This is a genomic window from Streptomyces sp. NPDC026301, from assembly GCF_055567935.1.
In genome coordinates, this window is the sequence record NZ_JBVHPN010000004.1 from 147,453 (window position 1) to 166,069 (window position 18,617).

Genomic DNA, 18,617 nt, shown 5'->3' on the forward strand with positions numbered 1-18,617 from the left:
ACGCTCGCCGTCCGCTGGTCGTGCTCGGGCGCAGGCGGCCGTGGCATGTCCCCCATTGGCTCCCCATTGGTCCCCCATGGTTCGTGCGCGGCTTCGCGTTATGAGTTCTCTCACCCTCTGGGTCCCGCCCCGGCCGGATGCCGGGCTCCGGTGGGCGCCGTGGCATTCGGGGGTCGGGCGGGCTGGGATGATCGGGGTATGGCTGAACGTGTGATCGCCGCGTGTGACGGGGCGTCGAAGGGAAATCCCGGCCCGGCCGGCTGGGGCTGGGTCATCGCCGACGAGGCGGGCCGGCCCGCGCGCTGGGAGGCGGGTCCGCTGGGTACGGCGACCAACAATGTCGCCGAACTCACCGCGCTGGAACGGCTGTTGACGGCGGTCGACGCCGACGTGCCGCTGGAGGTCCGGATGGACTCCCAGTACGCGATGAAGGCGGTCACGACCTGGCTGCCCGGCTGGAAGCGCAAGGGCTGGAAGACGGCCGCCGGCAAGCCGGTCGCCAACCAGGAGCTCGTCGTCCGCATCGACGCGCTGCTCGCGGGCCGCTCCGTGGAGTTCCAGTACGTGCCCGCGCACCAGGTGGACGGCGACCCGCTCAACGACTTCGCCGACCGCGCGGCCAGCCAGGCCGCCACCGCGCAGGAGGCCGCGGGCAGCGAGTACGGCTCCCCGGCCCCGCCCGCGTCGGCACCGGCCCGCGCCGGCGCCGCCCGCCGCGCCCCGGGCGCCGCCAAGTCGTCCGCCGCGCCGAAGCGGCGCGCCTCGGCGTCCTCCGCCCGTACCCTCAAGGCCAAGTTCCCCGGCCGCTGCCGCTGCGGCCGCGCCTACACCGCCGGCGAGACCATCGCCAAGAATCCGCAGGGCTGGGGGCACCCGGACTGCCGGGTGGGGGCGGGGGAGAGCGGGGAGTGACCCACCCGGCGCCCACCGCCACCGGGATCGCGGCGGCCGTGCGGGCGGGGGAGGCCGGCGCCGTCGAGGTCGTCTCGGCCGCGCTGGCGCGGATCGCCGAGACCGATCCGGAGCTGCACGCGTTCGCCGAGGTGTGGCGGGACGCGGCGCTGGGCCGGGCCGCCGAGGTCGAGCGGCTGGTCGCCGCCGGAGCGGACCTGCCCCTCGCCGGTGTACCGCTGGCGGTCAAGGGGCTGCGCGGCGCGCGGTCCGCCGCGGCGCGGGCCCTGGTAGCGGCCGGGTGCGTGCCGGTCGGCGCGACGGCGGTACCGGGGCCGGGCACGCCGTGGCAGACCTGGGGGCTGGGGCGGGGCGGACATACGCGTAACCCCTGGCGCGCCGACCGGACGCCCGGCGGCTCCTCGGCCGGGTCCGCCGCGGCGGTCGCGGCCGGTCTCGTACCGCTGGCCACGGGCAGCGACGGCGCGGGTTCGATCCGGATTCCCGCTGCCTGGTGCGGCGTGTTCGGCCTGAAGGTCACCAACGGCCTGCTGCCCTCGCCCGACCGCACGGGCCTCGCCGCGCCAGGAGTACTCACCCGGTGCGCGGCGGACGCGGCGGCGTATTGGGGTGTGGTGCGGGGGGCGTTGCGCACGCCGCCCGTGGACGAGGGCGGTGGCGCCGCCCTCACCGGCAGTGCGCCTCTTCCCGCCCTCTGGTCCGCCGATCTCGGCTTCGCCGAGCCGGATCCCGAACGGGTGGAGATCGTCCGTCGGGCGGCCGGCCGGCTCGCCGAGGCGGGCGTCGTCCGGCTCGTGGCCGAGGACGCGGTCCGCCTGACCGACCCCGGCTCCGCCTGGCTCGCCCTGCGTACACCGGGAGCGGACCCGACCGCCGCCGAGCGGGTACGCGCGGACAACGACCGCCGGCTCGCCGTCCTCTTCGCGCGCGCTCCGCTCCTGCTGACGCCCGCCACCCCGAATCCGCCGCACGGTCACGAGGGTCCGGGCGACCGCTACAGCACCGCGCTGACCTGGGCGTTCAACCTCAGTGGGCATCCGGCGGCGAGCATTCCGGCCGGTTTCGGTTCGGACGGCTGCCCCGCGGGCCTGCAGCTCGTGGCCGCGCACGGCGGCGAAACCCTCCTCCTCGCCGTCGCCGCCGCGGCGGAGCGGGCCGCCGGGCTGTGCGCGAGGGATCTCATGCCGGAGGGGTGAGGAATTCCAGGAGCGCGGCGAGGGCCGTGGACCGCCTGCTTTCAGGCCGGTGCCGACCCGGACCGGTACCCGTACGCCGGCCCCGACGGGCACGTCTGCTCCAAGGGGCTCGATTCCGGCGGACCCGGCGACCCCGGCGGGCCCGGCCAGCCGGGTCGCTCCTCCCGGGGCAGCGTGGCCAGCGCCTGGGCCACCGTGGGGAACGCGCGCAGCAGCTCGTCGGAGCCGGTGAGGTGCAGTACGCGGGCGACGTTGTGGCGTACGCGGGCCAGCAGCAGCCGGCCCTGTCGCCGCTCCAGGAGCCATTGCAGGCTGAGCAGGCAGTTCAGGCCGCGGGAGTCGCAGAAGGTGAGAGCGGCGCAGTCCAGGACGACATGGCGGTGGCCGCGGTCCAGGAAAGTACCGACGGAGGCGCGGAAGAGCTGCTCGGTAAAGTGATCGAGCTCGCCGCTGATCCGCAGCACCGCGCCCGCCTCACAGGAGGCGAGCGCGGTCATCTCTAAGCCGTCGGGAAGCGGCATCTGGCAACCTCATCGTGCGGGGAGATGTGGGGAGAGGTGAGCGACTCTCACGTTGCTGACAGTAGCGGGTCTTGTTCTTGGAAAGCGTGTGATTTCCTGCCAAGCGTGCCAATGGCCGGAATGGCTCCCTGGGCATGACAAGAGTGCTCCGGGCATGACAACGGCTCCCTGGGCATGACAAGCGCGGGCGGCGGGCACCCGGCGTGGCATGGGACTGCTCACGCAAATGGAAGACGCGGTGGAGCACTGGGAACACACCCTGGTCAATCGGGTGTTCCGGAGTGATCCGGTGCGGTTGGTCGATGCCCTGCGGCGCGAGTGCGACGACCACGCCGTCGTGTGCAGCGAGAGCCGGATACTGGTGCCCAACGCCTACGACATCGAGCTCGCCCGCTACGTCCACCAGGAGCTCGGCGAGCGGGACGAGCACGTCGGACGCGCGCTGACGGACGCCCTGGCCCGGCACGCGGCGGACCACGGCTACGAGTGGGCGGGGCCGCTCGCCGTCCATGTCGCCGAGACCAGGCACCGGCTCCCCAACGGGCGCTATCGCATTACCAGCCAAGCCCTGCCGCACATCGCCCCGGACGCCTTCGAGGCCCCCGCATGAGGCACGATGGTCGCCCGGGGAACGGTGACCCGGGAAACGGTGAGGAGAGGGCATGGCAGCGCAGACGGAGAACACGGGGAACACGGGGAACACGGCGAAGACGGAATCCAGGTCGGTGACGATCAGCACGCCGGACGGGGCGTGCGACGCGTTCGTCGCGTACCCGGAAGGGGGCGGCAGCCACCCCGCCGTGCTGTTCTACATGGACGCCATCGGCCTGCGTCCGGTGCTGGAGAACATGGCCCGCGAGCTCGCCTCGCACGGGTACTACGTGCTGCTGCCGAACCTCTTCTACCGGCACGGGAAGGCGCCCGTCGCCGAACTCCCCGACCTCAGCAGGCCGGAGGGCCGGGAGGCGTTCCTGGCGAAGATCATGCCGATGGTCCACGAGCTGACCCCGGAGCTCGGGATGCGCGACGCCGGCTGTTTCCTCGACTTCCTGGCCGGTCAGGAGGAGGTGCGTCCCGGTGCGGTGGGCCTGACGGGCTACTGCATGGGCGGCGTACTCTCGCTGCGCACCGCGGCGCGGTACCCGGACCGGGTCGCCGCCGCGGCGAGCTTCCACGGCGGCCACCTCGTCACCGAGGCGCCGGACAGCCCGCACCGGCTGGCCGGTGACGTCGAGGCGGAGCTGTACTTCGGGCACGCGTCCCAGGACGACAGCATGAACGCCGGGCACATCGCCGAGCTGGAGGCGGCGCTGGCGGCCGCGGGCACGACGTACCGCTCCGAGGTGTACCCGGACACCATCCACGGCTTCACCATGTCCGACACCGCCGCCTACAGCGAGGCGGGCCTGGCCCGGCACTGGGACGCGCTGCTGGACCTCTTCGCGCGCACGCTGAAGCCGGCCTGAGCCGAAGCGCCCCTGAGCTGAAGCCCTGGCCGAAGAGCCGAAGAACAGGCCCTAACCCGCGCGCAGTACCCGCGCCACGACCGGGCCCGCCGCGTCGCCGCCGTGGCCGCCGGACTGGACCAGGGCGGCGGCCGCGAGGTCGTCGCTGTAGCCGGTGAACCAGCTGTTGGACCGGGCCTGCCCGTCCTTCTCGGCGGAGCCGGTCTTCGCGCCCTTGTCCCCGCCGACGCCCGCCATCGCGGCGACCGCCGTGCCCCGGCCGACGGTCGCCGCGTGCATCATCTGCCGCAGCTGCCGGGCGACGGAGGGGGCCAGTGGGTGCGCGGTGGCCAGGGGCCGGCCGTCGAGCCCCTGCGGTACGAGAACGGGCTGCCGGAAGCCGCCGTTGACCACGGTCGCGGTGACGGACGCCATGGCCAGCGGGCTCATCTGGACCTTGCCCTGGCCGATGTACGAGGCGGCGGTCTCCACCCCGGACGACTCCGGGATGCTGCCGTCGAAGGACGGTATGCCGGTCTGCCAGTCGTCGCCGCCGAGCCCGAAGGAGTCCCGGGCCGTTGTGCCCAGCGCGGTGCCCGCGACGCCCTTGTCGTTGAGCGGCTTGACGGCCTTGATGAACGCGGTGTTGCAGGACCGGGCGAACGCGTCGGTGAGCGTGCCGTCCGGTATCGACAAGTCGTCGAGGTTGTGGAAGGTGTAGCCCTCCCAGGACACGGTCGGCGGGCAGGCGGCCCGGCCCGCCGCGTCGCCCACGCCGTTCTGCAGGATCATCGCGGCCGTGACGATCTTCATCGTGGAGCCCGGCGCCACTCTGCCCAGCATCGCCGCGTCGTAGCCGTCCGTACGGTTGTTGGCCACCGCGCGGATCTCGCCCGTGCTCGGCCGGACGGCCACGACCGACGACTCGTCGTACTCCTTCACCGCCAGCTCCGCCGCCGCCTGCACGTCCGCGTCCAGCGTCGTGTGCAGCGTCCCGGCCCGGCCCTTCCGGAGGGTGACCAGGGTGCGGGTGGTCTCGCCCTCCTCGTCCTCGATCCGCAGCCCGATGCTCCGCGTGCCGCCGGCCTCACTGCCGTACTTCTCCCGCAGGCCGTCCAGGACGGGCCCGAGCGAGGGGTAGCGCTCCTTGGTCAGTGGCCGGCCGCGGTGGTCGACGGCCTTGATCTCCGGCGCCGCGCCCGCGTCCGTGATCAGGTTCTCGCCCTCCTCGAGCCGCGGGTGCAGCACCGCGGGCCGCCAGTCCACCAGCGGCTTGTGCGTGGTCCGGCCGCGGACGACCCGCAGCTGGGAGGCGTACGACAGGGGTGCGGTCCGCCCCTTGTACGACACCTTCGCCGTGACCTTGTACGGAACGGTCGTGCCGGACCGCTCACCCGGCGTGATCACCAGGTGAGTGAGGTGCGCCTGGTGGTGGAATCCGGCCAGTTCGGTCCGGGCGACCTCCCGGTTGTCGGTGAGCGCGGCGGCGGCCGCGCTGTCACCCTTCGCCCAGGCGGCGAGGAAGTCCTTCGCCGTCTCCGAGGTCTCCTCGGCGCTGGGCGGGCCGGTCGGTACCGCCTGCGTGGTGCCGCCCGTGCCGCCGTACCCGGTGATCCCGTTCACCAGGTTGTAGCCGCCGTACAGCACGACCCCGCCCACCACGACGCACACCCCGCCGACAATGGTGGCCTTCACCCCGCTGCGCATTCCGCGTCCCCCTCCCCGAAGCCCCTTGAACAAGATCAAAGGGGCATTGAGAAGCACGGTACGGGGCGGACGCGATGAAAGGGACGTTCGAACGGAAGTCCGTTATCAGATAGCGATCCCGGCATACGGAGGCCGCTTCGGCGCGGCGCTGCCCGCGCGTCGGGCAGGCGTCTGCTCGGGGACGGGGCCACGGTGTCCGAGGCGTCGTACTCGACCGAGCAGTCCACCTCGTGGTGGGCGCAGAGGACCTGGGCCAGCCGGACGAGGGCGGCGGCACCGTCCGCCCGGCCCACCCGGTGCAGGTCGACGACGACCGCGCCGCTGCCCGGGCGGATGACGGCGTTGAGGAGCCGTCCCAGGTGCGGTTCGGCGGCCGGACGGATCGGCCGGTGCACCTCGATGACGGTGCGGTCGGCGTACCGGCGTACCGCGACCGGGGACGGGCCGATCCCGGCGTCCGCGCGGCCGGCCGCCACGGCGGTACCGGCCGGTCGGGCCACCCGGGAGGGCACCGATAAGTAGGCCGGCCGGAGCCGGCGGAGGACAGAGCTCCACAACGGGTGCAGGGTAGGGGCGGTCCACGTCATCGCGGTCTCCCTCGGCATCAAGACCTGTGGGACAAGCCGTCGCGGCCCGCCGTGCCGCGACGCGGGAGCGAGTGGGATTCTGCCACCCCTCCGCGCCCGGCGGACAGGGCCGCTCGGCCTCGTACTGGGACCGGCAGGCTCTGTTGGGCCCGGCGCCGGGGCGCGGTAGGGGAGCCTGCCGAATGGCGGGGACGAACGGTGTCTTTCGGCCGATGCCGGGTCCGGAGGGGCACTCGTAGCTTTCATGGTCGAGCGGCGCACCCGCCGTTCCGGCGGTGCTCGTCCGCCGGGCGTGCGTGCCGGCGCCGGCCGTCCCCAGGAAGGGAGAACATTTCTCATGCTCTCGGTATCCACCGCTGCCGCGGCCACCGGTTCCTACGTCACCTCCATCGCGGACACGACGGAGGAGATACGGGCCGCGCAGCGGCTGCGCCACCGGGTCTTCGGCGGGGAGCTGGGGGCCCGGCTGCGCACCCCGCTGGCCGGCCACGACGTCGACGGCTTCGACGCGTCGGCGGACCACCTGATCGTGACGGACACCGCCAGCGGCGAGGTGGTCGGCACCTACCGCCTGCTGCCCCCGGGGCGCAGCGAACGCTCGTACTCGGAGGGCGAGTTCGACCTGCGGGCGCTGCACGAGCTGCGCGGGCGGATGGTGGAGGCCGGGCGCTCGTGCGTGCACCCGGACCACCGGACCGGCGCGGTGATCAACCTGATGTGGGCGGCGCTCGCCCGGTACGTCCTGCTCTCCGGCCACCGCTACCTCGCGGGCTGCGCCTCCGTACCGCTGGCCGACGGCGGCCAGGCGGCCTGCCACGCCTGGCTGTTGGGGACGGCGAAGCATGCCTCCCCGGCCGATCTGCGGGTCCACCCGCACCGCGCGTGGACACCGCCGGGCGTGATCGAGAACGAGCCGAGTTACGCGCTGCTGCCGCCGCTGCTCCGCGGCTACCTCCGGGTCGGCGCCTGGATGTGCGGGGCACCGGCCCACGACCCGGAGTCCGACGTCGCGGACTTCTTTGTGCTGCTGGACATGGAGCGGATCGACGACCGCTACCGGCGCTTCTTCCTGGGGGAGTAGGGATAACCCTGGTACGTACCGGTGCCGGGCTCCTCCGGCCGACGGAACGGGACCCCTGACGAAGGTCAGGGGCCGCCTCGGACCTTCGGGCACTGCGGCGCGGCTCACCCGGCTCCTACCGTCGGTCGGGAACGGTGCGGGGACTTCGAGTACCCGTTCCCACGCCGTGGACACCCAGCGAACGGAGACCCCACACCCATGACCACGACGCCATCGACCGCGACGCCTTCGACCGTGACGTCATCGACCGCGACGCCGTCGACCGTGCAGGAAACCCGCTCCTACGTCACCTCCCTCGCGGACTCCACCGAGCAGATACGCGCCGCCCAGCGGCTCCGCCACAAGGTGTTCGGCGAGGAGCTGGGCGCCACCCTCGACCCGTCGCTGGCGGGCCACGACACGGACAGCTTCGACGGCCTCGCCGACCACCTGATCGTCACCGAGACGGTGACCGGCGAAGTGGTCGGCACCTACCGGCTGCTGCCGCCGGGACGCAGCGAACGCTCGTACTCGGAGGGCGAGTTCGACCTGAGCGCACTGGCCGGCATCCGGTCCCGGACGATCGAGGCGGGCCGCTCCTGCGTCCACCCCGACCACCGCTCCGGCGCGGTGATCAACCTGATGTGGGCCGCGCTCGCCCGGTACGTCCTGCTCTTCGGCCACCGCTACCTCGCGGGCTGCGCCTCGGTGCCGCTGGGCGACGGGGGCCGGGCGGCGGCGAACGCCTGGTCCCTGTGCGCCGACAAGCACGCCCCGCCCGCCGGCATGGCCGTCCGCCCGCACCGCCCCTGGCAGCCCGCCGGGCGGTCGGCGGACGCCGAGCCCGGATACGCCGGGCTGCCCCCGCTGTTCCGGGGATATCTGCGGCTGGGCGCCTGGGTGTGCGGGCCGCCCGCGCACGACCCGGAGTTCGGCGTCGCCGACTTCTTCGTCGTACTGGACATGGAGCAGCTCAACGACCGCTATTACCGCTATTTCCTCGGAGAGTCACGATGAGCCCCTGGGGCGTCACGTCACCCTGCACGCCCGGCTGCGCCGTACACGCCGTGCCGCACCTCTCCGGCGGAGAGCGGGCCGGGCGGTACGCGGCTCTGGCCTGCGCCTTGGGGCGCGGCATGGCGGCCGGGCCGCGCCTCGCCGACCCGCGGGTGATGCGGGTCAGGGCGCGCGCGGTGCTCCGCGCCCTCGGGCTGCGGCTGGAGAGCAGTACGCCGTCGCTGAGCGTGCCGCGCGGACCCGGCGGCCCGGGGACGCTCATCGTGGCGGACCACATCTCCTGGCTCGACGTCATCGCCCTGCTGGCGGTGGAGCCGTCGATGCCGCTGGCCAAGCGGGAGGTGGGCCAGTGGCCGGTCTTCGGGGAGCTGGCGCGCAAGGCGGGGGCGCAGTTCATCGACCGGGACGGGCTGCGCACGCTGCCGGGGGACGTGGCACAGCTCGCGGCCACGTTGCGCGGCGGCCGTTCGATGCTGGTGTTCCCGCAGGGCACGACCTGGTGCACAGAGTCGGGCGGCGGCTTCCGGCGGGCGACGTTCCAGGCCGCGATCGACGCGGGGGCGCCGGTCCGGCCGGTGACGATCACGTACCTGCAGCACGGCAGGCCCAGTACGGTGGCCGCGTTCCTCGGGGACGAGGACTTCGCGACCTCGCTGCACAGAGTGATCGGCGCGAGAGACCTCACGGTACGGGTCACCGCCCACCCGGAGCTGGACCCCGGGCGACGGGACCGGCGGGCGCTGGCCGCCGAGGCGCACGCGGCGATCTGCGGCACCCGGCCGCCGGTCCATGTCTGAGCTGTTCGACCAGTTCGCGGAGCTGGTCAGGACGCAGCTGGACTCGCCCTGGCTCTGGCTGATCGTGCTGCTGGTGGCCGGCCTGGACGCGCTGCTGCCGTTCATGCCGAGCGAGACGACGGTGGTGACGGTGGCCGTGCTGACCGGCGCCGACCTCCAACAGCTCGCGCTGCTGGCCCTGGTGGCGGCGCTGGGCGCGCTGGGCGGCGACTGCCTCGGCCACGCCATCGGCCGCTGGGCGGGACCGCGGGCCATCGACCGGCTGCTGCGCGGCGAGAAGGGCCGGCGACGGTACGCGTGGGCGCGGGCCATGGTCGGGCGGCACGCCACGACGCTGGTGGTGGCGGGCCGCTTCCTGCCGGGCGGTCGGGTGGCGTCCGCGCTGTCCACCGGCAGCCTGCGGTTCCCGCTGCGCCGCTTCGTCCTGCTGGACGCGGCCGGCGCCGCGCTGTGGGCCGTCACCAGCACCGCCATCGGGTACGTCGGCGGCGCGGCCTTCACCGAGGAACCGGTCAGCGGACTGCTGCTGGCCTTCGCCCTGGCGCTGGTGATCGTGACCGTACTGGAGACCGCGCGCCGGCTGACGGCCCGTCGGGGGCGGGGCACGGTGGCTCAGGAGGCCCGGCCCCACGCCTCCGCGTAAGCGCGCGCCGCCGTACGGGGGTCGGCGGCCGCGCAGATGCCCGAGACGACCGCGCCGCCCGCCGCGCCCGCGGCCCGCAGCGGCGCCATGTCCGCCACTGTCACCCCGCCGATCGCCACCGCCGGGAGCGGCGTGGGCGGCGCCAGCCGGGCGAAGCCCTCGATGCCCAGCTCCGGCGGCGCGTCCGCCTTGGTGCGGGTCGCGTGCAGCGCGCCGATGCCGACGTAGTCGACCCGGGCCCGTTCCCCGGCCGCGGCCCGCAGCTCGTCCTCCGTGGCGGCGCTCAGCCCGATCACCGCTTCCGGCCCGGTCAGCGCGCGGACGGCGGCCACCGGCAGATCGGACTGGCCGACGTGCACCCCGGTCACCCGCGCGCCGGCCGCGCGCGCCGCCAAGTACACGTCCACCCGGTCGTTGACGAACAGTGCGACCCGCTCCGGCAGTACCGCGGCGATGCGCAGCACCGTGCCGAGGAAGTCCCGGGCGGCACCGTCCTTCTCCCGTACCTGGACCGCGGTCACCCCGCCGGCCACGGCCTCGGCGACCGTGCCCGCCACGTCCCGGCCGCACGCGGCGGCCTGCGCCGCGTCGGTGACCAGGTACACGGAGAGGTCCGGCGGCGCGGGCAGATCCTCGTTCCCGCTCACGCCCACGAGACCGCCGCCCGCTTGGTGAGCGTGTCCTCGTCGAGGCCGTACAGCGCGTCCAGGAAGGCGGCGGCGAAGGTGCCGGGACCGTTGCTGCGCTCGGCCGCGACCTCGGCGGCCACGGTGTAGACCGTCACGGCGGCGACCGCGGCGACGAGCCGGTCACCGGACGGGGCCGGGGACGTCGAAGCGGGCGGGGCGAAGGCCGCCAGCACCGCGCCGAGCGCGCACCCGCCGCCGGTCACCCGGGTCAGCAGCGGGTCCCCGTTGGCGACCCGTACCGTCCGCTCGCCGTCGGTGAGCAGGTCGACCGGTCCGGAGACCGCGACCACGGCGCCCGTGGCGCGGGCCAGCGTGCCCGCGGCTTCGGCCGCCGACTCGACCTCGTCGGTGGCGTCCACCCCGCGCCCGCCGCCCCCGGTACCGGACAGCGCGATGATCTCCGAGGCGTTGCCGCGTACGACGGCCGGGCCCTGCGCGGCCAGCCGGTGCGCCAGCGCGGTCCGTACCGGCAGCGAGCCGATCGCCACCGGGTCCAGCACCCATGGTGTTCCCGCGGCGGCCGCGGACGCCACCGCCTCGGTCATGGCCGCGCGCTGCTCGGCGTGCGGCGTACCCACGTTGACCAGCAGCCCGGAAGCCGCCCCGGCGAACGGGCCGGCCTCCTCGGGGATGTCCACCATGGCCGGGGCGGCGCCCAGCGCGAGCAGCACGTTCGCGGTGAAGTTGGCAACGACCTGGTTGGTGAGGCACTGCACCAGTGGTGTTTCATGGCGTACGCGGATGAGCGCTTGCCGGGCAGTGGCAAGCAGGTCGTCGGCGGCGGCCGGACGCGTCATAGGGGCATTCCTTCTGTGACATCCCTTCGCTGGTGCGAGCCAGATCAGGTTCGACGGGTGTGATCTCAGCCCTTGAGAGGGGGCACCCCGTGTCTCGTGTGCCCCTCATGCTACTCGCACCCCGTTCCCGATCCGGAACCCCGACCTCCGCTGGAATCCCCATGACCATCGAGCGTCCCGTGTTCGACGGGCGTATGCCCGCCGGCGCCGGCGACCTGTCCGTCGAACGGCACGGCATCGGCCCGGTGCCCGAGAACAACCGCTACGGCCGCCCCGGCCGCCTGTTCACCGTCTGGTTCGCGCCCAACCTGACCATGACCGGGGTGTTCACCGGCACCGTGGGCATCGGCCTCGGGCTCGACTTCTGGACCGCGTTCGCCGCGATGGCGCTCGGCACGCTGCTCGGCGCGGCGCCCTCCGCCTACCTCGGTACGTGGGGCAGCCTCACCGGCACGGGGCAGCTGCCGCTGGCCCGGCTCGCCTTCGGCCGCGGCGTCGTGCTGCCCGGCGTCCTGCAGTGGCTGTCCTCCATCGCCTGGGACGCGCTGATCGGCCTCTTCGGCGGCGACGCGCTGGCCCGCCTGGCCGGCTGGCCCTTCTGGCTGGGCGCGCTGACCGTGCTGCTTCTCCAGGGCGTCGTCGGCGTCCTCGGATACGAGGCCATTCACCGCCTCCAGACCGTGATGACCTTCGTGCTCGGCGCGGCCTTCCTCGCGCTCAGCGTCAAGCTGCTCGACGGCGTCCCGCTGCCGTCGGCATCCACCGCGCACGGCGCCGACCGGGCCGGCGCCTTCCTGCTGACCACCGCGGTCGCGCTGAGCCTGGCGATCTCCTGGGCCCCGTACGCCTCGGACTTCAGCCGGTACCTGCCGCGCTCCGCGTCCCGGCAGCGGATGTTCTGGTACACGCTCCTCGGCATGGCCGCCGCGTACCTCTGGGTGCAGACGCTCGGCCTGTGGGCGGCGGGCCTGTTCACCGACCAGACGGCGGCGGGCGTGCAGAAGCTGCTCGGCGGCGGGGCGCTGGGCGCCTTCGGGCTGCTGGCCATCGCCGCCTCGGCGGTGTGCAGCAACGCCATGAACGACTACAGCGGTTCGCTGGCGCTCCAGACGGCCGGGGTCCGCATCCCGCGCCCGCTCGCCGCGGCCGTTGCCGCCGTGCTCGGCTTCCTGCTCGTGCTGTGGATGCACGCCGCCGACACCACGGCCCGCTTCCAGAACGTGCTGCTCTTCGTCGGCTACTGGATCCCCGGCTTCATCGGCGTCGTCGCGATCGACTGGCTCGCCCGAAGGAGGGCGCGCGGCGGCGCTCCGGTCGACGTGCACGCGGAGTTCGACCGGCCGCAGCCCTGGTGGCCGGCGGCCCTCGCCTTCGTCGCGGCCTTCGCCGTCGCCGTGCCGTTCATGGACACGTCCCTGTACGTCGGCCCGGTCGCGGAGGCGCTGCACGGCGGCGACCTGGCGTACTTCGTGGCCTTCGTGGTCTCGGTCGCCGTGTACGCCCCGCTGCGGCTGCGCCGCGTCCGCGGTGACCGACCGCGGTAACGGAAGCCCGGGCACAACAAAACCCCGGTCGCATTGGCGGCCGGGGTGGGTCTCCGCGTATATTGGGAGTTTCCATGCCTCGATAGAAACCTGGGCATGGCGAAGCTTTATGGAGTCATCTTAACCAGGCGGGAGCCGAATTGTCAATCCAGGTGCCGGGCGAAGAGTCGGACGTGCGGCCGGGCCGGTCCGCCGACGAGGAGACAGCCCACGCGGAAACGCGCCGCGAGCAGGAATTCATCGACATGCTCTACGAGCGCCTCGGCGAGCTGCGCGCCGGGGCGGGTGCCGCGGTGGAGGGCGCCCTGGCGGCGGCCGACACCGGCACGCTGCAGGCGCGGCTGGAGCGGGACGTGACCGTGGCCGAACAGGCCGGGCTGCTCGCCGCCTTCGACTCCGGTGAGAACGGCCTGTGCTTCGGCCGGCTCTCCTTCCGCGACGGCGCCGACCACCACATCGGGCGCATCGGCATCCGGCGCGACGACGCCGAGCGCACGCCCCTGGTCATCGACTGGCGCGCCGATGTCGCCCGCCCCTTCTACCTCGCCACCGGCCACACCCCGATGGGGCTGCGCCGCAGGCGCCACATCTCCACCGAGGGCCGGCGGGTCACCGCCCTGCACGACGAGATCATGGACCTCGCCGACACGGTGCGCACCGGCCACGAAGGTACCGACGCGGACACCGTGCTGCTCGCCGCGCTGGACGCGGCGCGCACCGGCCGGATGCACGACATCGTGCAGACCATCCAGGCCGAGCAGGACCGCATCATCCGCGCCCCGCACCGCGGCGTCATGGTCGTCGAGGGCGGCCCCGGCACCGGCAAGACCGTCGTCGCCCTGCACCGCGCCGCGTACCTGCTGTACGCGCACCGCGAGCTGCTCGCCCGCCGCGCGGTACTGATCGTCGGCCCCAACCCGGCGTTCCTCGGCTACATCGGAGAGGTGCTGCCCGCGCTCGGCGAGACCGGCGTGCTGCTCGCCTCGCCCGGCGAGCTCTTCCCGGGCGTCCACGCCACCGGCACGGACACGCCCGAGGCCGCCGCGGTCAAGGGCGACGCCGCGATGGCCGATGCCCTGGCCGCGTACGTACGGGACCGGCAGACCCTGCCCGATCCCGTCACCGTCATCCCGCACGAGGACGGCGACCTGCTGCTGGACGCGGACATCGTCCTGGAGGCCCGGCACCAGGCGCGCGAGACGAAGCTGCCGCACAACCTCGCCCGCCCGCACTTCGCCTTCCGCATCATCGACTCGCTGACCGCCCAGCTCGCCGACCGGCTCGGCGCCGACCCGTACGGTGGCCCCAACTTCCTCGGCCCCGACGACATCGCGCAGCTCGGCAAGGCCATCGCGGCCAGCGGCGAAGTGCACCGCGCGATCGGCGAACTGTGGCCCGTCCTCACCCCGCAGGAACTGGTCGCCGACTTCCTCGCCGACCCGGCGCATCTCCCCGAGGCCGACGCCGCCGCGATCCGTCGCGAGGGCGGCGAGTGGACCGCCGCCGACATCCCGCTGCTGGACGAGGCCGCCGAACTGCTCGGCGAGGACGACTCCGCGGCCCAGGCCGCCGCCGAGGCCGAGCGCCAGGAGCGCATCGCGTACGCGCAGGGCGTGCTGGACCTCTCGTACGGCTCCCGCACCCAGGAGTTCGAGGACAAGGACGACGAGGACTCGGAGGTGCTGGCCGCGCACGACCTGGTCGACGCCGAACGCCTCGCCGACCGGCACGAGGAGGCCGACCACCGCACCGCCGCCGAACGCGCCGCCGCCGACCGCACCTGGGCCTTCGGCCACATCATCGTCGACGAGGCGCAGGAGCTGTCCGCGATGATGTGGCGGCTGCTGATGCGCCGCTGCCCGACCCGCTCGATGACGCTGGTCGGCGACCCGGCGCAGACCGCCGAACCCGGCAGCTGCGGGACGTGGGAGTCGATCCTCGCGCCGTACGTCGGCGACCGCTGGGAGCACGTACGCCTCGGCGTCAACTACCGCACCCCCGCCGAGATCATGGCGGTCGCGGCGGCGGTGATCCGGGCCGCGTACGCCGGGACTCCGACGGCCGAGGCGTTCGAGCCGCCGCGCTCGGTCCGCTCCACCGGCGTACCGCCCTGGTCCCACCGCACCGACGACCTGCCGCGCGCGGTCGCCGAAGCGGTCGCCCGGGAGGCCGACGCCGAGGGCCGCCTCGCGGTCATCGCCCAGCGGCACCACCACGAAGCCCTGCTGGCCGCGCTCCCCGCCGCGTCCGCCGGTCCGACCCCCGACCTGACCAGCCCGGTCGTCCTTCTGGACCCGCGGCAGGCCAAGGGCCTGGAGTTCGACACGGTACTCGTGACGGAACCGGCCGAGTTCGGCGTGAGCGACCTCTATGTCGCCCTCACCCGGGCCACGCAGCGCATGGGCGTGCTGCACACCGAGGCGCTCCCGGCGGGCTTGGAGGCGCTGGAAGCGCGGTAGGCACGGGACGGGCGGTGAGACCGGCGGTCGACGGCCGGCGGCCGGTACGTCCCGGCCGTCGACAGCCGAACCCTCATCCCCCTACCCTGTGTTCGTCATTCCGACCATCGACCGGAATGACGAACACTGGCGACGGCGGCGGAGGGTGGGTGAACGGCATGGGGCGACTGGTCCCAGCGGTGACCCGGGCACTGGACATACTCGAACTGTTCCTGGAGGCGGACGGCCCGCAGTCGGCCCCCGACGTGGTGCGCAAGCTCCAGCTGCCGCGCACCACCGTGCACGAACTGCTCACCACCCTGGCGGCCCGCTCCTACCTGGTCCCCGTCCCCGACCAGCCGGGCCGCTACCGCCTCGGCGTCCGCGCGTACCAGCTCGGCAGCCGGTACGCCGAACAGCTCGACCTGGCGGCCGAGGGGCAGCGGGTGGCCCGCGAGGTGGCCGCCACCTGCGACGAGACGGTGCACGTCGCGATCCTGGAGGACACCGACGTCATCTACATCGCCAAGGTCGACTCCACGCACGCCGTCCGCATGGTCTCGGCGGCCGGCCGCCGGCTGCCGGCGCACTGCACGGCCGTCGGCAAGATGCTGCTCGCCGCGCTCCCCGATGCGGAGCTGGCCGCCCGCATCGAGGGCCGCGAACTGGTCGCCCTGACCCCCGGCAGCATTACTGCGCCGGACGCGCTGCGTACCGAACTCGCCGCCATCCGGGAGCGCGGCACCGCCACCGAGCACCGAGAGTCCAACCCGGACGTCTCCTGCGTCGCGGCCCCGGTCCGCGACAGCGCCGGCCGCGTCGTCGCCGCCCTCTCCGTCTCGGCCCCCATGATCCGCTGGACGGCCGACCGGGAGTCCGAGCTCGCCGAGCTGGCACTGAAGGGCGCGAACGACCTGTCGGTCAGCCTCGGCTACCGGCCGCGCCCCCGCTGACCCGCGTGCCCGTCGAGCCGCGCCCCATCAGCCGTCGGCGGTCAGCGAGTCGAGGATGTGGTCGACGGTCTGCTCCGTGAGGCCGGGGTGCAGGAAGGCGATGCGTACGACGGTCTCGCCCTCCCACACGGTCGGCGTGACGAAGGCCGTGCCGGCGGCGAGCAGCCGCTTGGACCAGGCGTAGTAGTCGCGCGGCTGCCAGCCGGTGCGGCGGAGCAGGACGACGGACAGCTCGGGCTCGCGGAGGAGTTCGAGGCCGTCGGTGCGCTCGGCGAGCCGGGCGGTGTACTGGGCGAGCCGGACGCCGCGGGCGACCGCGTCCCGGTACGCGTCCGTGCCGTGCACGGCGAGCGAGAACCACAGGGGCAGGCCGCGCGGGCGCCGCGTGAGGTGGTACGCGTAGTCGCTCGGGTTCCACTCCAGGTCGTCGGCGCCCGCGCCGTCCCCGTGGATCGCGTCGAGGTACGCGGCGTCCTGGGTGTGGACGGCCTTGGCCAGGCGCGGGTCCCGGTAGAGCAGCGCGCCGCAGTCGAAGGGCGCGAACATCCACTTGTGCGGGTCGACGACGAGCGAGTCGGCGTGCTCGATACCGGCCATCCGGGCGCGCAGTTCGGGGACGAAGAGGCCGCCGCCCCCGTACGCCGCGTCCACGTGGAACCACAGGTCGCGGGCGCGCGCCTGCGCGGCGACGCCCGCGAGGTCGTCGAGTATCCCGGCGTTGGTGGTGCCCGCGGTGGCGACGACGGCGACGACAGGCGCGCCGCCGTCGTGCTCGGCGGCCGCCAGGGCGATGCGGACGGCCTCGCCGGTGAGCCGGTGGTCCTCGGTCGGTACGACGAGGGCGTCGATGCCGAGGATGCGCAGGGTGTTGCCGACGGAGGAGTGCACCTGGTCGCTGACGGCGACGCGTACGGGCGCGTGTCCGGTGAGCCCGAGCCGGCGCCGGCCGGTGTCGCGGGCGACGACGAGTGCGGAGAGGTTGCCGGCCGAGCCGCCGCTGACGAAGCAGCCGCCGGCGCTCTCGGGAAGCCCGGCGAGATCCGCGAAGAGGCGCAGCACCTGGTTCTCGGCGGCGATGGCGCCGGCGGCCTCCAGCCAGGACACGCCGTGCAGGGACGCCCCGGAGACGACCATGTCGAAGAGGGCCGCCGCCTTGGTGGGCGCGCCGGGGATGAAGGCGAGGAAGGCGGGGTGGTCGCAGGATATGACGGCCGGCTCGATGTCCTCGGCGTACGTACGCAGGACCTCGGCGGCCGGCCGCGGGCCCGCGCCGATCGCCCCCTTGAGGGCGACGCCGAGTTCGGCGTGGTCGCCGGGGCGGCCGAGCGGCGGCTCGGGCAGGGCGATGCGGTGGCGGAGGTGGTCCATGACCTGACGGGTGAGGTCCTCGTCGTGGGTGTGCATGGGCTCCTACCTCCTGAGCGGGCGTCGGCATCGCCGTAAGGATTCTCTGATTGGATCCAATCGGATCCAATTCGGAGGGTATGGCGCCGCCCGAGCAAGGTCAAGCCGCTCCCGGCCCCTCAGCCCTGGCCCTCGAAGTGGTCGAGCAGAGTCAGGAACTGCCGGTAGGAGTCCTGCAGATGCTCCCGCATGCGGCGCTCCGCCGCCGCCCCGTCCCCGGCGAGCACGGCCAGCGCGATCGCCTCGTGCTCGTCACGGAAGACGCAGCCCAGCTCCGCCTCGGCGCCGTACACCACATGCCAGTCCGAGCGCAGCCACAGCGCATTGCCGCCCGCGAACATCTCCGAGCGGGCCCTGGCCACCGCCTCGTGCAGCACCTCGTTGCCGCCGGCGGCCGCGACGGCGAGGTGGAAGCGGCTGTCCACGCGGTGGTACGCGCCGATGTCGGGCAGCTCGCCGACCTCCGCGTCCAGCAGCTTCACCAGGTCCCGGCGGGCGCCGGTGGAGCCGCGCTCGGCGGCGAGCCGGGCCGCGAGCGGCTCGATGGCCTGCCGGTACTCCATGTAGTCGCGCAGCGTGGCCCGGATCTCGGCGGCCACCGCGCCCTGCGCTCCGGTGCCGGCGGTGCCCACGGGGGCGGCCTCGGCCACCCGGGTCCCGCCGCTGCGGCCGAGCGTGGTGACGACCAGGCCCTCCTCGGCGAGCAGCCGCAGGGCCTGGCGCACCGTGTTGCGGCCCGCACCGAACGCCGCGGCCAGCTCCCGCTCGCTGGGCAGCCGGTCGCCGGGCTCGAAGCCGCCGAGCGCGATGCGTTTGCGCAGCGCCTCGGCGACGAGGTCCCGCGAGGCGGACCGCCGCGCCCCGTCCCGTTCCGCGTCCGTGCCGTTCACCTGCGACCCCCGGTCGA

At 74.0% G+C, this 18,617-nt stretch carries 18 protein-coding genes and 1 riboswitch; of the genes, 11 read left to right on the forward strand and 7 right to left on the reverse strand.

Going from position 1 to position 18,617, the window contains the following annotated elements:
• The first annotated feature begins 198 nt into the window (after window positions 1–198).
• Window positions 199–912, forward strand: coding sequence for a ribonuclease H family protein (locus ACZ4MH_RS08570; protein ID WP_467754419.1), 714 nt, complete (start codon window positions 199–201; stop codon window positions 910–912).
• Window positions 909–2,108: an amidase family protein gene (locus ACZ4MH_RS08575; protein WP_467754420.1), complete on the forward strand. Its 1,200-nt coding sequence runs from the start codon at window positions 909–911 to the stop codon at window positions 2,106–2,108. The genes ACZ4MH_RS08570 and ACZ4MH_RS08575 overlap by 4 nt, the downstream gene beginning before the upstream one ends.
• 41 nt (window positions 2,109–2,149) lie before the next feature.
• Here ACZ4MH_RS08575 and ACZ4MH_RS08580 read toward each other — a convergent pair whose 3' ends face one another.
• The gene (locus ACZ4MH_RS08580; RefSeq protein WP_351591497.1) at window positions 2,150–2,629 is read right to left on the reverse strand and encodes an STAS domain-containing protein; all 480 of its coding nucleotides are present in this window, start codon (window positions 2,627–2,629) and stop codon (window positions 2,150–2,152) included.
• 226 nt (window positions 2,630–2,855) lie between these two features.
• Here ACZ4MH_RS08580 and ACZ4MH_RS08585 point away from each other — a divergent pair, with 226 nt between their 5' ends.
• Window positions 2,856–3,239, forward strand: coding sequence for a DUF3662 domain-containing protein (locus tag ACZ4MH_RS08585; protein WP_351591500.1), 384 nt, complete (start codon window positions 2,856–2,858; stop codon window positions 3,237–3,239).
• 52 nt (window positions 3,240–3,291) lie between these two features.
• Window positions 3,292–4,095 carry a dienelactone hydrolase family protein gene (locus ACZ4MH_RS08590; protein ID WP_351591503.1) on the forward strand — a complete coding sequence of 268 codons (804 nt, stop codon included), beginning with the start codon at window positions 3,292–3,294 and terminating at the stop codon, window positions 4,093–4,095.
• A 51-nt stretch (window positions 4,096–4,146) separates the two neighbouring features.
• Here ACZ4MH_RS08590 and ACZ4MH_RS08595 read toward each other — a convergent pair whose 3' ends face one another.
• Together ACZ4MH_RS08595 and ACZ4MH_RS08600 are read right to left on the reverse strand one after the other, a co-directional pair.
• Window positions 4,147–5,781, reverse strand: a complete 1,635-nt coding sequence (locus tag ACZ4MH_RS08595) for a penicillin-binding transpeptidase domain-containing protein (protein WP_351591506.1) — start codon at window positions 5,779–5,781, stop codon at window positions 4,147–4,149.
• A 35-nt stretch (window positions 5,782–5,816) separates the two neighbouring features.
• Window positions 5,817–6,257 carry a hypothetical protein gene (locus ACZ4MH_RS08600; protein ID WP_351591509.1) on the reverse strand — a complete coding sequence of 147 codons (441 nt, stop codon included), beginning with the start codon at window positions 6,255–6,257 and terminating at the stop codon, window positions 5,817–5,819.
• A 448-nt stretch (window positions 6,258–6,705) separates the two neighbouring features.
• Here ACZ4MH_RS08600 and ACZ4MH_RS08605 point away from each other — a divergent pair, with 448 nt between their 5' ends.
• The 4 genes from ACZ4MH_RS08605 to ACZ4MH_RS08620 all read left to right on the forward strand — a co-directional run bounded on the left by ACZ4MH_RS08605 (window position 6,706) and on the right by ACZ4MH_RS08620 (window position 9,885).
• Entirely contained in the window at window positions 6,706–7,449 is a 744-nt protein-coding gene (locus tag ACZ4MH_RS08605) for a GNAT family N-acetyltransferase (protein WP_351591512.1), read from the forward strand.
• Between the two features lie 198 nt (window positions 7,450–7,647).
• A complete protein-coding gene (locus ACZ4MH_RS08610; RefSeq protein WP_351591515.1) occupies window positions 7,648–8,445 on the forward strand; it encodes a GNAT family N-acetyltransferase in 798 nt (265 codons plus the stop codon).
• Window positions 8,442–9,242, forward strand: a complete 801-nt coding sequence (locus ACZ4MH_RS08615; RefSeq protein WP_351591518.1) for a lysophospholipid acyltransferase family protein — start codon at window positions 8,442–8,444, stop codon at window positions 9,240–9,242. Before ACZ4MH_RS08610 ends, ACZ4MH_RS08615 begins: the two co-directional genes overlap by 4 nt.
• Window positions 9,235–9,885, forward strand: a complete 651-nt coding sequence (locus ACZ4MH_RS08620) for a DedA family protein (RefSeq protein ID WP_351591521.1) — start codon at window positions 9,235–9,237, stop codon at window positions 9,883–9,885. Before ACZ4MH_RS08615 ends, ACZ4MH_RS08620 begins: the two co-directional genes overlap by 8 nt.
• On the opposite strand, the gene thiE is transcribed toward ACZ4MH_RS08620, so the two are convergent.
• Both thiE and thiM read right to left on the reverse strand, forming a co-directional pair.
• Window positions 9,855–10,532 (reverse strand): thiamine phosphate synthase, encoded by a 678-nt coding sequence (gene thiE / locus ACZ4MH_RS08625; protein ID WP_351591524.1) that lies wholly within the window; start codon window positions 10,530–10,532, stop codon window positions 9,855–9,857. The genes ACZ4MH_RS08620 and thiE overlap by 31 nt on opposite strands.
• The gene (gene thiM, locus ACZ4MH_RS08630; RefSeq protein ID WP_351591527.1) at window positions 10,529–11,371 is read right to left on the reverse strand and encodes a hydroxyethylthiazole kinase; all 843 of its coding nucleotides are present in this window, start codon (window positions 11,369–11,371) and stop codon (window positions 10,529–10,531) included. Before thiM ends, thiE begins: the two co-directional genes overlap by 4 nt.
• A 4-nt stretch (window positions 11,372–11,375) precedes the next feature.
• A riboswitch (TPP riboswitch) is annotated at window positions 11,376–11,471 on the reverse strand.
• A 61-nt stretch (window positions 11,472–11,532) separates the two neighbouring features.
• Between thiM and ACZ4MH_RS08635 the strand changes: the two genes are divergently transcribed.
• The 3 genes from ACZ4MH_RS08635 to ACZ4MH_RS08645 all read left to right on the forward strand — a co-directional run bounded on the left by ACZ4MH_RS08635 (window position 11,533) and on the right by ACZ4MH_RS08645 (window position 16,306).
• Window positions 11,533–12,915 (forward strand): purine-cytosine permease family protein, encoded by a 1,383-nt coding sequence (locus tag ACZ4MH_RS08635; protein ID WP_351591530.1) that lies wholly within the window; start codon window positions 11,533–11,535, stop codon window positions 12,913–12,915.
• 245 nt (window positions 12,916–13,160) lie between these two features.
• Window positions 13,161–15,374: a HelD family protein gene (locus ACZ4MH_RS08640; RefSeq protein ID WP_351591622.1), complete on the forward strand. Its 2,214-nt coding sequence runs from the start codon at window positions 13,161–13,163 to the stop codon at window positions 15,372–15,374.
• 158 nt (window positions 15,375–15,532) lie between these two features.
• Entirely contained in the window at window positions 15,533–16,306 is a 774-nt protein-coding gene (locus ACZ4MH_RS08645) for an IclR family transcriptional regulator (protein ID WP_351591625.1), read from the forward strand.
• Between the two features lie 27 nt (window positions 16,307–16,333).
• Here the strand turns inward: ACZ4MH_RS08645 and ACZ4MH_RS08650 are convergent, their stop codons facing one another.
• Together ACZ4MH_RS08650 and ACZ4MH_RS08655 are read right to left on the reverse strand one after the other, a co-directional pair.
• A complete protein-coding gene (locus ACZ4MH_RS08650) occupies window positions 16,334–17,710 on the reverse strand; it encodes a pyridoxal phosphate-dependent decarboxylase family protein (RefSeq protein ID WP_351591533.1) in 1,377 nt (458 codons plus the stop codon).
• Window positions 17,711–17,829: 119 nt separating this feature from the next.
• Window positions 17,830–18,600, reverse strand: a complete 771-nt coding sequence (locus ACZ4MH_RS08655) for a FadR/GntR family transcriptional regulator (RefSeq protein ID WP_351591536.1) — start codon at window positions 18,598–18,600, stop codon at window positions 17,830–17,832.
• Window positions 18,601–18,617: the final 17 nt, after the last annotated feature.

Bases quoted from the DNA above. Each gene is read 5' to 3' on its own strand.
- ACZ4MH_RS08650 (WP_351591533.1), bottom strand. From the start codon at position 17,710: ATGCACACCCACGACGAGGACCTCACCCGTCAGGTCATGGACCACCTC.
- ACZ4MH_RS08645 (WP_351591625.1), top strand. From the start codon at position 15,533: ATGGGGCGACTGGTCCCAGCGGTGACCCGGGCACTGGACATACTCGAA.
- ACZ4MH_RS08605 (WP_351591512.1), top strand. From the start codon at position 6,706: ATGCTCTCGGTATCCACCGCTGCCGCGGCCACCGGTTCCTACGTCACC.
- ACZ4MH_RS08610 (WP_351591515.1), top strand. From the start codon at position 7,648: ATGACCACGACGCCATCGACCGCGACGCCTTCGACCGTGACGTCATCG.
- ACZ4MH_RS08570 (WP_467754419.1), top strand. From the start codon at position 199: ATGGCTGAACGTGTGATCGCCGCGTGTGACGGGGCGTCGAAGGGAAAT.
- ACZ4MH_RS08580 (WP_351591497.1), bottom strand. From the start codon at position 2,629: ATGCCGCTTCCCGACGGCTTAGAGATGACCGCGCTCGCCTCCTGTGAG.
- ACZ4MH_RS08640 (WP_351591622.1), top strand. From the start codon at position 13,161: ATGCTCTACGAGCGCCTCGGCGAGCTGCGCGCCGGGGCGGGTGCCGCG.
- ACZ4MH_RS08615 (WP_351591518.1), top strand. From the start codon at position 8,442: ATGAGCCCCTGGGGCGTCACGTCACCCTGCACGCCCGGCTGCGCCGTA.
- ACZ4MH_RS08635 (WP_351591530.1), top strand. From the start codon at position 11,533: ATGACCATCGAGCGTCCCGTGTTCGACGGGCGTATGCCCGCCGGCGCC.
- ACZ4MH_RS08585 (WP_351591500.1), top strand. From the start codon at position 2,856: ATGGAAGACGCGGTGGAGCACTGGGAACACACCCTGGTCAATCGGGTG.
- thiM (WP_351591527.1), bottom strand. From the start codon at position 11,371: ATGACGCGTCCGGCCGCCGCCGACGACCTGCTTGCCACTGCCCGGCAA.
- ACZ4MH_RS08620 (WP_351591521.1), top strand. From the start codon at position 9,235: ATGTCTGAGCTGTTCGACCAGTTCGCGGAGCTGGTCAGGACGCAGCTG.
- ACZ4MH_RS08595 (WP_351591506.1), bottom strand. From the start codon at position 5,781: ATGCGCAGCGGGGTGAAGGCCACCATTGTCGGCGGGGTGTGCGTCGTG.
- ACZ4MH_RS08590 (WP_351591503.1), top strand. From the start codon at position 3,292: ATGGCAGCGCAGACGGAGAACACGGGGAACACGGGGAACACGGCGAAG.